This is a genomic window from Nonomuraea pusilla, from assembly GCF_900109355.1.
GTDB lineage: Bacteria > Actinomycetota > Actinomycetes > Streptosporangiales > Streptosporangiaceae > Nonomuraea > Nonomuraea pusilla.
Window position 1 is genome coordinate 385862 of record NZ_FOBF01000005.1, and the last position, 12770, is coordinate 398631.

15 protein-coding genes are annotated in these 12770 nt (G+C 72.5%); 9 read left to right on the plus strand and 6 right to left on the minus strand.

From position 1 onward, the window contains the following. Positions 1-51: 51 nt before the first annotated feature. The 4 genes from BMX74_RS13575 to BMX74_RS13590 all read right to left on the minus strand — a co-directional run bounded on the left by BMX74_RS13575 (position 52) and on the right by BMX74_RS13590 (position 3723). Complete coding sequence (locus BMX74_RS13575; RefSeq protein ID WP_091100574.1) at positions 52-795, minus strand: ABC transporter permease; 744 nt, start codon at positions 793-795, stop codon at positions 52-54. Beyond that, on the minus strand, positions 792-1682 hold the full coding sequence (locus tag BMX74_RS13580; RefSeq protein ID WP_091100577.1) for an ABC transporter ATP-binding protein: 891 nt from the start codon (positions 1680-1682) through the stop codon (positions 792-794). Before BMX74_RS13580 ends, BMX74_RS13575 begins: the two co-directional genes overlap by 4 nt. An 80-nt stretch (positions 1683-1762) precedes the next feature. Next, positions 1763-2500: a response regulator gene (locus tag BMX74_RS13585; RefSeq protein WP_420538128.1), complete on the minus strand. Its 738-nt coding sequence runs from the start codon at positions 2498-2500 to the stop codon at positions 1763-1765. Beyond that, positions 2497-3723 (minus strand): sensor histidine kinase, encoded by a 1227-nt coding sequence (locus BMX74_RS13590; RefSeq protein ID WP_143078651.1) that lies wholly within the window; start codon positions 3721-3723, stop codon positions 2497-2499. Before BMX74_RS13590 ends, BMX74_RS13585 begins: the two co-directional genes overlap by 4 nt. Before the next feature lie 136 nt (positions 3724-3859). On the opposite strand from BMX74_RS13590, the gene BMX74_RS13595 reads away from it, so the two are divergent. The 9 genes from BMX74_RS13595 to BMX74_RS13635 all read left to right on the plus strand — a co-directional run bounded on the left by BMX74_RS13595 (position 3860) and on the right by BMX74_RS13635 (position 11043). Further along, entirely contained in the window at positions 3860-5023 is a 1164-nt protein-coding gene (locus tag BMX74_RS13595; RefSeq protein ID WP_091100581.1) for an acetoin utilization protein AcuC, read from the plus strand. A gap of 12 nt (positions 5024-5035) precedes the next feature. Continuing rightward, positions 5036-5815 (plus strand): phosphatase, encoded by a 780-nt coding sequence (locus BMX74_RS13600; protein WP_055504621.1) that lies wholly within the window; start codon positions 5036-5038, stop codon positions 5813-5815. Positions 5816-6126: 311 nt separating this feature from the next. Then, positions 6127-6330: a helix-turn-helix domain-containing protein gene (locus BMX74_RS13605; RefSeq protein WP_026214222.1), complete on the plus strand. Its 204-nt coding sequence runs from the start codon at positions 6127-6129 to the stop codon at positions 6328-6330. A gap of 176 nt (positions 6331-6506) precedes the next feature. Continuing rightward, complete coding sequence (locus BMX74_RS13610) at positions 6507-6605, plus strand: 30S ribosomal protein bS22 (RefSeq protein ID WP_018654693.1); 99 nt, start codon at positions 6507-6509, stop codon at positions 6603-6605. A 19-nt stretch (positions 6606-6624) separates the two neighbouring features. Further along, a complete protein-coding gene (locus BMX74_RS13615; protein WP_055504622.1) occupies positions 6625-7620 on the plus strand; it encodes an NAD-dependent epimerase/dehydratase family protein in 996 nt (331 codons plus the stop codon). Next, a complete protein-coding gene (locus BMX74_RS13620; protein ID WP_420538129.1) occupies positions 7617-8516 on the plus strand; it encodes a lysophospholipid acyltransferase family protein in 900 nt (299 codons plus the stop codon). Before BMX74_RS13615 ends, BMX74_RS13620 begins: the two co-directional genes overlap by 4 nt. Positions 8517-8584: 68 nt before the next feature. Continuing rightward, on the plus strand, positions 8585-9379 hold the full coding sequence (locus BMX74_RS13625; protein WP_091100582.1) for an SDR family NAD(P)-dependent oxidoreductase: 795 nt from the start codon (positions 8585-8587) through the stop codon (positions 9377-9379). Between the two features lie 75 nt (positions 9380-9454). Further along, positions 9455-10036: an RNA polymerase sigma factor gene (locus tag BMX74_RS13630; protein ID WP_055504624.1), complete on the plus strand. Its 582-nt coding sequence runs from the start codon at positions 9455-9457 to the stop codon at positions 10034-10036. Then, positions 10036-11043: an LCP family protein gene (locus BMX74_RS13635; protein ID WP_091100585.1), complete on the plus strand. Its 1008-nt coding sequence runs from the start codon at positions 10036-10038 to the stop codon at positions 11041-11043. The genes BMX74_RS13630 and BMX74_RS13635 overlap by 1 nt, the downstream gene beginning before the upstream one ends. A 21-nt stretch (positions 11044-11064) precedes the next feature. Here the strand turns inward: BMX74_RS13635 and BMX74_RS13640 are convergent, their stop codons facing one another. Next, positions 11065-11937 (minus strand): HAD family hydrolase, encoded by an 873-nt coding sequence (locus BMX74_RS13640; protein ID WP_055504626.1) that lies wholly within the window; start codon positions 11935-11937, stop codon positions 11065-11067. A gap of 10 nt (positions 11938-11947) precedes the next feature. Next, positions 11948-12745, minus strand: a complete 798-nt coding sequence (locus tag BMX74_RS13645) for a DUF5667 domain-containing protein (RefSeq protein WP_055504627.1) — start codon at positions 12743-12745, stop codon at positions 11948-11950. Positions 12746-12770 lie beyond the last annotated feature (25 nt).

A 12770-nucleotide genomic window follows, 5' to 3' on the forward strand; every position in this document is an offset into this window, starting at 1 on the left:
GGCAGGGCCCCGGTCGGCGTGGGGGCTCGGCCGGGGCGCGGGGCTCGTGCGTCAGGCGTCGCGCCTGTTCATCAGGACGGCGGCGGCCAGCATGGTGGCGGCGATCCAGGCGAGGTAGACGGCGTACCCGGCCCACGGGCCGAGCGGGTTGGCTTCGGCCGGCGTGATCACCTGCAGGCCGGCGTTGGTGGTGACGTAGTGGTGCGCGGACCGGGCCCACTCACCGGGCAGCATGCGGACGAGCTGCGGCAGTACCAGGATCATCCCGATGACGGAGAGGAGCGCGCCGGGGGTGTGCCTGACGAGCGCGCCGAACGCCAGCCCGAACAGGCCGCAGGCGGTGAGGTAGAGGCCGGCGCCCACGACCGCCTGGGCGACGGCGCCGCCGTCACCGCCGGCCGGGCGCATGACGGCGAAGCCGACGAGCACGGACGCCCCCGCGGTGGCCGTGCAGACGACCAGCGCCGCGACGGTGAAGACGATGATCTTCCCGGCCAGCAGGCGCAGCCGACGCGGCACCGCGAGCAGCGACATCCTGATGCCGCCCGTGCGGTACTCGCCGGAGATCACCAGCACGCCGAGCGCGGCCATCGACAGGGAGGCGAGGGTGACGCCGGACAGGCCCGCCCGGGCGGCGTCCAGCGCGGCGATCGGCTGCCCCTCCGCGTTCGCCTTCGTCGCGAACGACAGCAGCGCGCCGAACCCGACCATGAGCAGCGCGGTCACCAGCAGCGTCCACATCGTGGAGCGGACCGACCGCATCTTCGTCCATTCGGACCTGATGACGTCCATCATGACGCGTACTCCAGGCTGTCCTTGGTCAGTTCCATGTAGGCCGCCTCCAGCGACGGCTGGACGAACGTCAGCTCCTCCAGCGGGAGGCCCGCCCGTGCCGTGAGCGTGCCGATCTCCAGGGGGCTCAGCGCGGTCACCCGCAGGTGGTCGTGGTGCAGGTCGCCGACCCTGATCAGGTCGGCGACCTCGGCCAGGCGGGGTGAGCGCACCCGCACGTACCCCTGGGAGCTGGCGCCGATGAACTCGTCCACGGACGTGTCGGCGATCAGCCGGCCCTTGCCGATGACGACGAGGTGGTCGGCGGTCTGCGCCATCTCGCTCATGAGGTGGCTGGAGACGAACACGGTGCGGCCTTCCGCGGCGAGCCCGCGCATGAAGGTGCGGATCCAGAGGATGCCTTCGGGGTCGAGCCCGTTGACGGGCTCGTCGAAGAGCAGGATCTCGGGGTCGCCCAGCAGCGCGGCGGCGATGCCGAGGCGCTGCGACATGCCGAGCGAGAAGCCGCCGATCCTGCGCCGGGCGGCGTCGCGCAGGCCGACGGTCTCCAGCACCTCCTCGACGCGGCTCGCGGGCAGGCCGTTGCTCTGGGCGACGGCCAGCAGGTGGTTGCGCGCGCTGCGCCCGCCGTGCACGGCCTTGGCGTCGAGGAGGGCGCCGACCGTGCGGAGCGGGTGACGCAGCTCGGCGTACGGCCGCCCGCCGATCAGCGCGGTGCCGGACGTGGGCCGGTCGAGGCCCAGGATCATGCGCATGGTGGTGGACTTGCCTGCGCCGTTCGGCCCCAGGAAGCCCGTCACCCGGCCAGGTTCGACGTCGAAGGACAGGTCGGCCACGGCCGTCCTGTCGCCGTAGCGCTTGCTCAGGTTCTTCACCCGGATCGCGGTCATGGTTCCAGCGTCGCCGCGCCGGGGCCGCGTTTCTTCCTGCCTCGGGACCGTTCTCCTTCGCGCGCTCTGGGAGCGTGGTCCTACGCGCCGGGTCGGATCAGGCCCGCCTCGTACGCCACGATGACGGCCTGCGCCCGGTCCCTGGCGCCGATCTTGGCGAACACGCTGGTGACGTGGTTCTTGACGGTGGACGGCGAGACCGCCAGCTCGTCGGCGATCTCGCTGTTCGACCGGCCGCGGGCGATGAGCAGGAGGATCTCCCGTTCCCGTTCCGTGAGGCCGGGCAGCGGGTGGTCCGCGCGGCCCGCCCGGGGGCGGGCGGCCCGTACGAACGTGCCGATGAGCCTGGTCAGCAGCCGGGGCGCCACCGCGGACTCGCCCCGGTGCACGACCCGGACGCCCTCGATGAGCTCCTCGGGGGAGACGTCCTTGGGCAGGAAGCCGTCGGCGCCGGCCCGCAGCGCGGCGACGACGTTCTCGTCCAGGTCGAAGGTGCTCAGCGCGAGCACCCGGACGCCGGGCAGTTCGGCGGTGATGGCCTCGGTCGCGGCGACGCCGTCGAGGCCGGGCATGTGGAGGTCCATGAGCACGACGTCGGGCGCGAGCGTCCTGCTCAGCTCGACGGCCTGGGCGCCGTCCGCGGCCTCGCCCACCACGGTCAGGTCGGGCTGGGCGTCGAGCATCAGCCTGAACCCCTTGCGGGCGAGGGCGTGGTCGTCGGCGAGGAGCACCCTGACGACGGGCGGCTCGGGGTTCGGCGCGGTGTGCGGCTCGGGGCTCGGCTGGGCGTGCGGCTCGCGGTTCGGCTCGGGGTTCACGGTCTCTCCAGGGGGATGCGGGCGTGGACGCGGAAGCCGCCCTCGGGGCGCGGGCCGGTCGAGAGCTGGCCGCCGCACAGGGCGACCCGCTCGGCCATGCCGCCGAGCCCGAACCCGGGCGCGACGGCCTGCCTGCCGTGCTGTCCGCCCTGGTGGCGGAGCTGGTGCTTGACCGCGCCGTCGTCGAGCACCTCGACCTCGACGGAGCCCTGCTCGTACGCCAGCCGGACGGAGGCCCTGGCGCCCAGCGCGTGCTTGCGGGTGTTGGTCAGTGCCTCCTGGACGATCCGGTAGACGGCGTGGTCCACGGCGGCGGGCAGCGGCCCGGGTTCGCCGGTGACGTCCAGGCTGGTGGGCAGCCCTGCGCTCCTGGCCTCGCGGACGAGCGCGGGCAGTCGTTCCGCGCCGACGCCGGTGGCGGCGTCGGCGCCCGTGCCGCCGCGCGTCCCCGCCGGACCGGCCTCGGCGCCGCCGGCGCCGTCGCTGGAGCCGGTCCTGAGGTCGTCGGCCCGAAGCACGTCGAGGAGCTGCCGCATCTCCGACAGCGCCTGGCGGGCGGTCTGCTCGGCGCTCTCCAGGGCGTCGCGGGTGACGTCCTGGCCGGGCGGCAGGGTGGCGCGGGCGCCGCCGACCAGGGCGTTGATGACGCTGATGTGGTGGGCGACGACGTCGTGCAGCTCCCTGGCGATGCGGCGGCGCTCGGCCCGTACGGCGCTGTCGGCGGCCTCGCGCTTGCTGCGCTCCTTGAGCTCCTCCCGGATGCGGACGAACTGCCCGATGCCCGCGGGGACCAGCGGGGAGAGCGCGCCGACGAGCCAGCCGGCGACGCCGGGCTCGGTGACCTCCATGACCACCGCGTAGCAGACGGCCGCGGCGCCGGCGGTGACGGCGGCGGTCCTGCCGGCGGCGTAGCGGCCGAGGCTGTAGAGGGCGACGGCGGTGGGCACGCTGCTGGTCTGCACGAGGTCGCCGGCGAAGCCGGCGACGTCCAGCGCGCTGACGGCGGCGGCGGTGACGACCGGCCTGCTCCGGCGCCAGAGCAGGAGCGGCGCGCACACGAGGAGCTCGACGGCGGCGAGCGTGCCGCGGACGTCGCCGGCAGCCGACATCACGGCGGCGCCCAACCCGGCGAACACCACCATGACCAGCACCAGCGTGGTGTCGGACACGCGGGGGCGGCGGAAGAACCGCACGGGAGTGAGGAAGATCCTCGCTAAGCGCACGTTAAAACCCTAATTCACATCTTTTCCGGGCCCAGGGATTGGCCGCGTGGCATCCAACCCGGCCTACATGGAGGCGCGCGTGCTGCGGTAACGTCGCCCCCAGTACGAGGGCGAGGGCGCGGGAGAGGGTGTTGGCATGAGCCGCTCGACACGGGTCATCTGGGATGACGCCCTCACCTCCTACGACTTCGGCCCGAGCCACCCCCTCGCGCCCGTGCGCGTCGAGCTGACCATGGCACTCGCCCGCGAGCTGGGCGTGCTCGACAAGGTCGAGCTGACCGGCTGCGCCCCCGCCACCGAGGACGAACTGGCCACGGTGCACGGACGCGACTACATCGAGGCCGTCAAGCGGGTGTCCGCCTCGGGCGTGCCCGACCTGTCGGTGGGGCTCGGCACGACGGACAATCCGGCGTTCAAGGGCGTGCACGAGGCGTCGGCGCTCATCGCGGGGGCGTCGCTGGCCGCCGCCAGGGCGGTCTGGCGGGGCGAGGCGGAGCACGCGGTGAACGTGGCGGGCGGCCTGCACCACGCGATGCCGTCGGCCGCGAGCGGCTTCTGCGTCTACAACGACCCCGCGCTGGCCATCGCCTGGCTGCTCGCGCAGGGCGCCGGGAAGGTCGCGTACGTGGACGTGGACGTCCACCACGGCGACGGCGTGCAGACGATCTTCTACGACGACCCGAGGGTGCTGACGATCAGCCTGCACGAGAGCCCGCGCACGCTCTTCCCCGGCACCGGGTTCCCGCAGGAGACGGGCGCCGACGGCAGCGCGGTGAACGTCGCGCTCCCCGCGGGGTGCGGCGACGCGGGCTGGCTGCGCGCCTTCCACGCGGTGGTGCCCCCGCTGCTGCGGGAGTTCCAGCCGGAGGTCCTGGTCACGCAGCAGGGCTGCGACAGCCACGCGCTCGACCCGCTGGCGAACCTCATGCTCAGCCTCGACGGGCAGCGCGCGGCGTACGCGGCGCTGCACCGGCTGGCGCACGAGACGGCCGGCGGCCGGTGGATCGCCGTGGGCGGCGGGGGCTACGAGATCGTGCAGGTGGTGCCGCGCGCCTGGACGCACCTGATCGCCGAGGCGGCGGGTCACCCCATCGACCCGGCCACCCCCACGGGAGAGCAGTGGCGGCGGCTGGTCCGCGAGAGGACCGGCGAGACGCCTCCGCTCACCATGTCCGACGGACGAAGACCGGAATTTAGCGACTTGTCCGGCGGTTATGACCCTGCGGATCCCATCGACCGTGCGATCATCGCCACCAGGAACGCGGTGTTCCCCCTGCACGGCCTCGACCCCATGCCCTGAAGAGGGAGAGCAGTGCTGAGCCGCGACGAACTCCGCGAGCACCTTGTCCAGACGCGAATCGCCGGCGATGTCGCGACCTCCCGCGAGAACAACCTCGACCACTACAGCTCGCTGGCCAACCGCGACCCCTACTACATGCTGGGGCTGACCTTCGAGCAGTCCTGGTCGTTCCGCGACATCCTCGAACTCATGGCGAAGTCGGCGGGCGTGGTCGCCGACCCCGGCCACCGCTGGGGCCAGGACACGATCGACCCCGACCTGACGATCGACGCGCTCGACGCCATGGCCGCCGCCGTCGCGGCGGCGCTGTCGCGCGAGAACCCGAGGATCCTGTTCGCCACCGGGCACCCCACGGGGCTGCTCACCGTCCACCTGGCGCTGGCCAGGCTCGCCGCCGAGCACGGCGCCACCCTGCTCACGCCGGGCGAGGGCTGGACGTACGCGGGGTCGGGCTTCGGCCGGCCGCGCAGGATCCGCTACCTGGAGGACGTCGCGATGCTGGACGACCGCGGCGCGTTCGTCCACACGCACGACGCCGAGCCGATGCGGCACATGCTGCGGGAGCTCGACGAGCACCCCGACCTGGTCGTGGCCGACCACGGCTGGGCGGGCGCGGCGGCCGAGGCGGGCGTGCCGACGGTGGCCTTCGCCGACAGCAACGACCCGGGGCTGTTCCTGGGCCAGGCGGAGGGCAAGATCGACGTCGTCGTGCCGCTCGACGACAACGTGTTCCCGCGCCATTACGCTCCGCTGACGCGCCATCTCGTCACATCCGTCTCAGCAGCCCTTTGAGTCGAATTCGGCCCTCCCGATACCGTCTTTTCGCGCCAGCATTCCATGGCCCACGCCGTCGCTTTGCCAACTTTTGATGGCTCCTGGGCGACTCTTATGTGTGTCAGGTTGGACAGTTCCAACGACCGGCGAGGTGCTCGTTTCCCGGGCTGGCCAGCGACTTCACTGGTTCCTCTGACAGCTGGCTCCGCAGGCTGAGAAAATAGGGGGTTTGCGCACTCGGAGTCCCGACTTACGCTGACGGCAGTACACGTGCGTGAGCAATGGCACCAGTGGGGATAACCCAGAAACACGTGCGGAAGAGGCGTCCGATGGGTGCAGGCGAAAGACCTCTCAGCGAGGTGAAGTTCCTGACTGTGGCTGAAGTGGCGACGGTCATGAGGGTGTCCAAGATGACGGTGTACCGGCTCGTCCATTCCGGCGAGCTGCCGGCCATCCGTGTCGGCCGCTCGTTCAGGGTGCCCGAGCAGGCGGTGCACGACTATCTGCGGGAGGCCTACATCGAGGCAGGTTGACGTAGCGGCACGCGCACGCGTGCCGTGAATGGCGGACGCGGGAGGGGCCCGGTCACCCCAAGGCACGACCGGGTCTCACCCCCCCAATGGGCGATCTACCGTGGATCGCCGGTAGTCTGTGGTCCGGCGTGCGCTCGCACGCCGTTTCAGACTTGCTATCAGTACCTGGGGGTCCCGTGGGCTCTGTGATCAAGAAGCGCCGCAAGCGGATGGCCAAGAAGAAGCACCGCAAGCTGCTGAAGAAGACGCGTATCCAGCGGCGCAACAAGAAGTAACGACCGTTGCGAGGCGCTGATGACCCACACCGTGCTCGTCACCGGGGTCTCGCGCCACATCGGCGCCCGGGTGGCGAGTGTTCTCGCCGCTGACCCGGACATCAGCCGTGTCATCGGTGTGGACACCGTGCCGCCCCCCTCGCTCACGCGAGACGGCGGCATCTCCCTCGGCCGCACCGAGTTCGTCCGGGTCGATCTGCGCAGCCCTGACATCGCGCAGGTGATCGCCGCAGCTGACATTGACATCGTCGTGCACATGAGCCTGGTCAGCGCTCCGTCGAGGAGCGGGGGCAGGGCCGTGATGAAAGAGCACAACGTGATCGGCACCATGCAGCTGCTCGGCGCCTGCCAGCGGTCGGCGACCGTCAGGCGCGTGGTCGTGCGCTCCACGACCGCCGTCTACGGCTCGTCGCCGCGCGACCCCGCGGTGTTCAGCGAGGACCTGGAGCCGCACGAGGGTCCCGTCCACGGCTACGCCAAGGACGCCGCCGAGGTCGAGGGCTACGTGCGGGGCTTCGCGCGGCGGCGTCCCGACGTCACCGTGTCGTTGCTGCGCTTCGCCAACTTCATGGGTCCGGGCGTCGACTCGCCGCTCACGCGGTACTTCACGCAACCGGTGCTGCCCACCGTGTTCGGCTTCGACCCGCGGCTGCAGTTCGTCCACGAGGACGACGGGGTCGAGGTGCTGCGGCGGATGGCGACAGAAGACCACCCCGGCACGTACAACGTGGCCGGGGCAGGCGTGCTGCTGCTGTCGCAGTGCGCGCGGCGGGCCGGGCGGCTCACCATGCCCCTCGTCTCGCCGGCCTTCAAGATGATCGGCAACGCCGCGCGGCGGTTCGGGCTGGTCGAGTACTCACCCGAGCAGCTCAGGCTGATGAGCTACGGCCGGGCCGTCGACACCTCCAGCCTGGAGGCCGAGCTGGGCTGGAGGCCCAAGTTCACCACGGCGGCGGCGTTCGACGACTTCCTGCGCTCGCGGGACCTGCATCCGCTGGGAGGTGTTCGGCGGTGAGCGTGCCCCACGAGGAGGACGCGCGGGTCATCCCGATCAGCGCGGCGCCCTCCTACGAGGAGCCCGACCCGGTCGCGCGCGCGCTCGCGTTCCTGCGCAGGCGCGTCACCGGCGACTACGAGGTCGACGAGTTCGGCTACGACCCCGAACTGACCGACAAGGTCGTCCTCGAACTGCTGCGGCCCCTCTACCGCAGCTGGTTCAGGGTGGAGACGCTGGAGCTGAAGAACCTGCCGGAGGAGGGCGGCGCGCTCGTCGTCGCCAACCACTCGGGCACCCTGCCGCTCGACGCGCTGATGATGCAGGTGGCGCTGCACGACGAGGCGGGCAGGCCGCTGCGGCTGCTCGGCGCCGACCTGGTCTACCAGCTCCCCGTGCTGGGCGAGCTCGCCCGCAAGACCGGCCACACGCTGGCCTGCCCCGAGGACGCCGACCGGCTGCTGCGCAAGGGTGAGCTGGTCGGGGTGTTCCCCGAGGGCTTCAAGGGCGTGGGCAAACCCTTCTCGGAACGGTACAAACTCCAGCGGTTCGGCCGCGGCGGGTTCGTCGCCTCGGCGATCCGCGCCGGCGTGCCGATCGTGCCCACCGCCATCGTCGGCGCCGAGGAGATCTACCCCAAGATCGGCGACCTGCCGTCGCTGGCGCGGCTGCTCGGGCTGCCCTACCTGCCGATCACGCCGTTCTTCCCGCTGCTCGGGCCGCTCGGGCTGGTGCCGCTGCCGTCGAAGTGGCTGATCGAGTTCGGCGAGCCGATCCGCACCGACGAGTACGAGCCGTCGGCCGCCGACGACCCGATGCTGGTGTTCAACCTCACCGACCACGTCCGCGAGGTCATCCAGCAGATGCTCAACGAGCTGCGGCTGCGCAGGGGCCACGCCTTCCCGCCGTTCTTCTAGCCGCGGGCGCAACCGATCCGGTCGATCCGGTGTTCCCCATCCGTCCGAGTGACACCGAAGGGAACATCATGGATCTTCAGCTTTCCGGCCGGGTGGCCGTCGTGACCGGTGCGTCGAAGGGCATCGGCCTGGCCGTGGCCCGCACCCTCGCGGAGGAGGGCGCCCGCGTCGTGGCCGTCTCGCGTAGCCGTACGAGTGAGCTGCCCGAGGGCGTGCTGCACGTCGCCGCCGACCTCATGGACCCCGCCGCCCCCGCCCGGGTGGTGGAGCGGGCGGTGGAGGAGTTCGGGGGCGTGGACGTCCTCGTCAACAACGCGGGCGGGCCCCCGCCCGGCGTCACCCTGCCCAGGGTCGGCTTCATGACCCCCGACGACGCCGACTGGCTCGCCATGTTCGAGTTCAACCTGTTCTCCGCCGTACGGATGATCAGGGCGGCGCTGCCGGTCATGCTGGAGCGCGGCGGCGGCTCCGTCGTCAACGTCTCCTCGGGCATGGCCCGCCAGCCCGGCGCCATGAACGTCGACTACGGCGCCGCCAAGAGCGCCATGAACCACGTGAGCAAGGCGCTGTCGGAGGAGTACGGCCCGCGGGGCGTGCGCGTCAACACCGTCTCGCCCGGCCCGGTGCTCACCGACTGGTGGACCAAGCCCGGCGGCGCCGCCGACGTGATCGCCGGCATGGCGGGCGGCGACAGGGACGCCGTCATCGAGTCGGCCGCGCCGCAGATGATGCGGCTCGTCACCGGCCGCCTGGTGCGGCCCCAGGAGGTCGCCGACGCCGTCGCGCTGCTCGCGTCCCCGCGCTCGGGCAGCACCACCGGCGCCGAGTTCGCGGTGGACGGGGGTTTCCTGAAGGAGATCTAGGCGACCCCCGCGTGAACCCCGGCGGCGGGTGATGGCAAGACATCGGTGACCCCGTTCCCCCACAGAAGGGCGGAGATGATCACCCAGCCCGCCGTCGGCGGCGCGGACTCCGAACTCGTGAGCGCCTCGTGGACCCAACCCGAGGCGTTCTCCGCGCTGTTCGACCGCTACTCCGCCATGCTCTACCGGTACGTCTCCAGACGCCTCGGCCCCGAACCGGCCGAGGACCTCGTGGGCGAGACGTTCCTGGTGGCGTTCTCCCGCAGGAAGAGCTACGACCTGGCGTACGCCGACGCCAGGCCGTGGCTCTTCGGCATCCTCACCAAGCTCATCTCCCGGCACCACCGCAGCGAGGCGGCCCGCTACCGCACGCTGCTGCGCGCCCCCGTCGACCAGGACGTGGAGTCGCCGGCCGACCGCGTGGCGGCCGGCGTGACCGCCCAGGCCGCCCGCGGGAAGCTGGCCGGAGCCCTGGCCGCCCTGCCCGCCAAGGACCGCGACGTGCTGCTGCTGATCGCCTGGGGCGACCTCACGTACGAGGAGGTCGCGACCGCTCTCGGCATCCCGGTCGGAACCGTGCGCTCCCGCCTCAACAGGGGCAGGCGGAAGGTACGCGCCGCGCTGGGCGACACCAATCCCATGCTGGAGGAGGAGTGATGATGGACGACCTGGACCTGCTCCGCGACTTCGGCAGGGAACTGGAGCACGAGCCGCCCGCGACGCTCGCCCGGCAGCGCGACCGGCACCTGCGCGTCCGTCCGCGCCGCAGGTGGACGGGCTGGTGGACCGCCGGTCTCGTCGCCGTCGCGACCGCGCTGGCCGTCGCCGTTCCCGCGGTGCTCGTCGGCGGACGCGCCCCGGCCCCGCCGTCCGCGGGGGGCGTCGGCGCCGTGGACGTCTCCGGCGCGCTGAACGTGCTCCTCATCGGCTCCGACACCCGGGACGGCGACGGCAACGCCCGGTACGGGCCGAGGATGCGCGGCGCGGGAGCGCGCTCCGACAGCATCGTGATCGTGCACCTGCCCGCCGACCGGGGCCGCGCCACCGCCGTGAGCGTGCCGCGCGACTCGATGGTTCCCATCCCGCGCTGCGGCTCGTCCCCGGCGAGGACCGACATGATCAACTCGGCGTACGACACCGGTGGGGCGTCCTGCCTGCGCACGGCGCTGGAGAAGCTGACCGGCCTGCGCATCGCGCACACCGTCGAGGTGGACTTCACCGGGTTCAAGTCGATGGTGGACGCGCTCGGCGGCGTCGAGGTCACCCTGCCGAGGGCGGTGGACGACCGGGCCTCCAAGCTGCGGCTGCCCGCGGGCAAGAGCATGCTGAACGGCGAGGCCGCGCTCGGCTACGCCCGTCTGCGTCACTACGGCGACGGCAGCGACGTGGCGCGGATCAAGCGGCAGGCGCAGCTCCTCCGCGCCATGCTGGACAAGGTGAAGACGGCGGCGGCCGACCCGCAGCGGCTGCGGGCGTTCCTGGGCGAGGTGCGCGCCGCGGTCAGGACGGACCTGGACCTGGAGGCGATGTACCAGCTCGCGGACGGCCTCCGGCAGACCAGCGTCACGTTCGTCACCGTGCCGTACGCGCCGCACCCGCGGGACCGGAACCGGCTGCAGTGGAAGCAGCCCGAGGCGCGCCGGCTGTTCGACGGGCTGCGCTGACCGCCCGCCCGGGGGGCGGGGTCAGCGGGCGCCGCGGTAGAGCTTGCGGAGGGCGATGCCCGCCGCGACGCCGCCGGCCACGGCGCCCACCCCGGCGGCGATCGGCAGCGCGGCCAGGGTCGCCTTGCGGCCGGTGCGGAAGTCCTTGACCGGCCAGTCGTGCTTCCTGGCGTGCTCGCGCAGCTCGCTGTCGGGGTTGATGGCCACCGCGTGGCCGACGAGCGACAGCATGGGCAGGTCGTTGGCCGAGTCGCTGTAGGCGGTGCAGCGGGTCAGGTCGAGGCCCTCCCTGCGGGCCAGCGCCCGCACCGCCTCAGCCTTGGCGGGCCCGTGCAGCAGGTCGCCGACCAGGCGCCCGGTGTAGACGCCGTTGCTGGTCTCGGCCACCGTGCCGAGCGCGCCGGTGAGGCCGAGCCGCTGCGCGATGACCCTGGCCAGCTCGACGGGGGTGGCGGTGACGAGCCAGACCCGCTGGCCCGCGTCGAGGTGGCTCTGCGCGAGCGCCCTGGTGCCGCCCCAGATGCGGTCGGCCATGACCTCGTCGTAGATCTCCTCGCCGAGGCGTACGACGTCGTCGACCTTGGCGCCCGCGACGAACGCGAGCGCGGTCTCGCGGGCGACCGCGATGTGCTCGGGGTTCTCGTTGCCGCGCAGCCGGAAGACGGCCTGGCCGACGGCGAACTTGAACAGGTCGGACGTGGTGAACATGCCGCGCGTGGCCAGCCCGCGGGCGAAGTGGTAGATCGACGCCCCGCGCATCATGGTGTTGTCGACGTCGAAGAACGCCGCGGCGTCGAGGTCGGGCTCGACCGGGGCGACGGTCACCGCGGCCTGCGCCGCCGCCTCGCCGGCGGCCTGGGCCCCGGCAGGGTGTCGTCGTGGAATGAGCCGCATGCCGCTCAGCTTACCCAGCCGGGGCCACGAGGCCCTCGATGTAGTCGAGGTAACCCGCCGCCTGGCCCTGCTGCGCCTCGTCGAGCTGGTCGAGCATCGGCTCGACCGTGTCGCGCTGGTCGCGTGCGAAGTTCTTGATCTTCGGGGAGCGCGGTTCGACGCGTTCCAGGCGATTGATCCCGGAACGCGTGGAGTCCTCCATGTCCTTGAGCGTCCTGCTCACCAGCCTGTCGTCGCGGGACGACCCGAGCAGCGAGGCGACCTCCTTGGCGCGCGTCCTCGCGGAGTCGAGCTCGCGCTCGCCGCGTTCGGCGTCGTCGATGCTGAGCTGCACGAGCGTGCTCTCTGCGGCCCGCTTGAGCGGGTACAGGGTGTCGCCAGGCACGGACCAGTACGTGGCGAAGGCCGAGAGCGTCATGGCGGCCGCCAGCCCGAAGGAGGCGAGCTGGTACAGCACCGGCTGCCGGCGGGGCGCGCGGCGACGCCGGCGGCGTCCCGCGCGGCCGTGCCCCGCGCCCTCCGCGGCGGGCTCCCCTTCGACGAGCCTGCGCGCGGTGTCGTCCAGGAGCCTGCGCGCCGTGTCGGCGGGCAGCGGGCCGCCGCCGGCGGCGTCGGCGAGGCTCCTCGGCAGCGTGGGGATCTCGATGGAGGGGGCGGAGGGATGATCGGGGGCGAGCGGGAGGCCGGAGACGAGCGCGTCACGCAAACGGTTGCGAAAGGCGGGGTCGGGCCCTCCGCCGAGGGGCAGCGCGCGCAGCTCCGTGAGGTGCTCCAGCACGCGCTCCCGCCGCCTGCGCGCCCTACCCATGGCAGCTCCCTGACAACGGTCGTGA

What these genes read in the sequence shown, in the direction of transcription:
- BMX74_RS13625 (WP_091100582.1), top strand. Translation starts at nt 8,585, where the DNA reads ATGGATCTTCAGCTTTCCGGCCGGGTGGCCGTCGTGACCGGTGCGTCG.
- BMX74_RS13580 (WP_091100577.1), bottom strand. Translation starts at nt 1,682, where the DNA reads ATGACCGCGATCCGGGTGAAGAACCTGAGCAAGCGCTACGGCGACAGG.
- BMX74_RS13595 (WP_091100581.1), top strand. Translation starts at nt 3,860, where the DNA reads ATGAGCCGCTCGACACGGGTCATCTGGGATGACGCCCTCACCTCCTAC.
- BMX74_RS13645 (WP_055504627.1), bottom strand. Translation starts at nt 12,745, where the DNA reads ATGGGTAGGGCGCGCAGGCGGCGGGAGCGCGTGCTGGAGCACCTCACG.
- BMX74_RS13640 (WP_055504626.1), bottom strand. Translation starts at nt 11,937, where the DNA reads ATGCGGCTCATTCCACGACGACACCCTGCCGGGGCCCAGGCCGCCGGC.
- BMX74_RS13635 (WP_091100585.1), top strand. Translation starts at nt 10,036, where the DNA reads ATGATGGACGACCTGGACCTGCTCCGCGACTTCGGCAGGGAACTGGAG.
- BMX74_RS13575 (WP_091100574.1), bottom strand. Translation starts at nt 795, where the DNA reads ATGATGGACGTCATCAGGTCCGAATGGACGAAGATGCGGTCGGTCCGC.
- BMX74_RS13630 (WP_055504624.1), top strand. Translation starts at nt 9,455, where the DNA reads ATGATCACCCAGCCCGCCGTCGGCGGCGCGGACTCCGAACTCGTGAGC.
- BMX74_RS13615 (WP_055504622.1), top strand. Translation starts at nt 6,625, where the DNA reads ATGACCCACACCGTGCTCGTCACCGGGGTCTCGCGCCACATCGGCGCC.
- BMX74_RS13605 (WP_026214222.1), top strand. Translation starts at nt 6,127, where the DNA reads ATGGGTGCAGGCGAAAGACCTCTCAGCGAGGTGAAGTTCCTGACTGTG.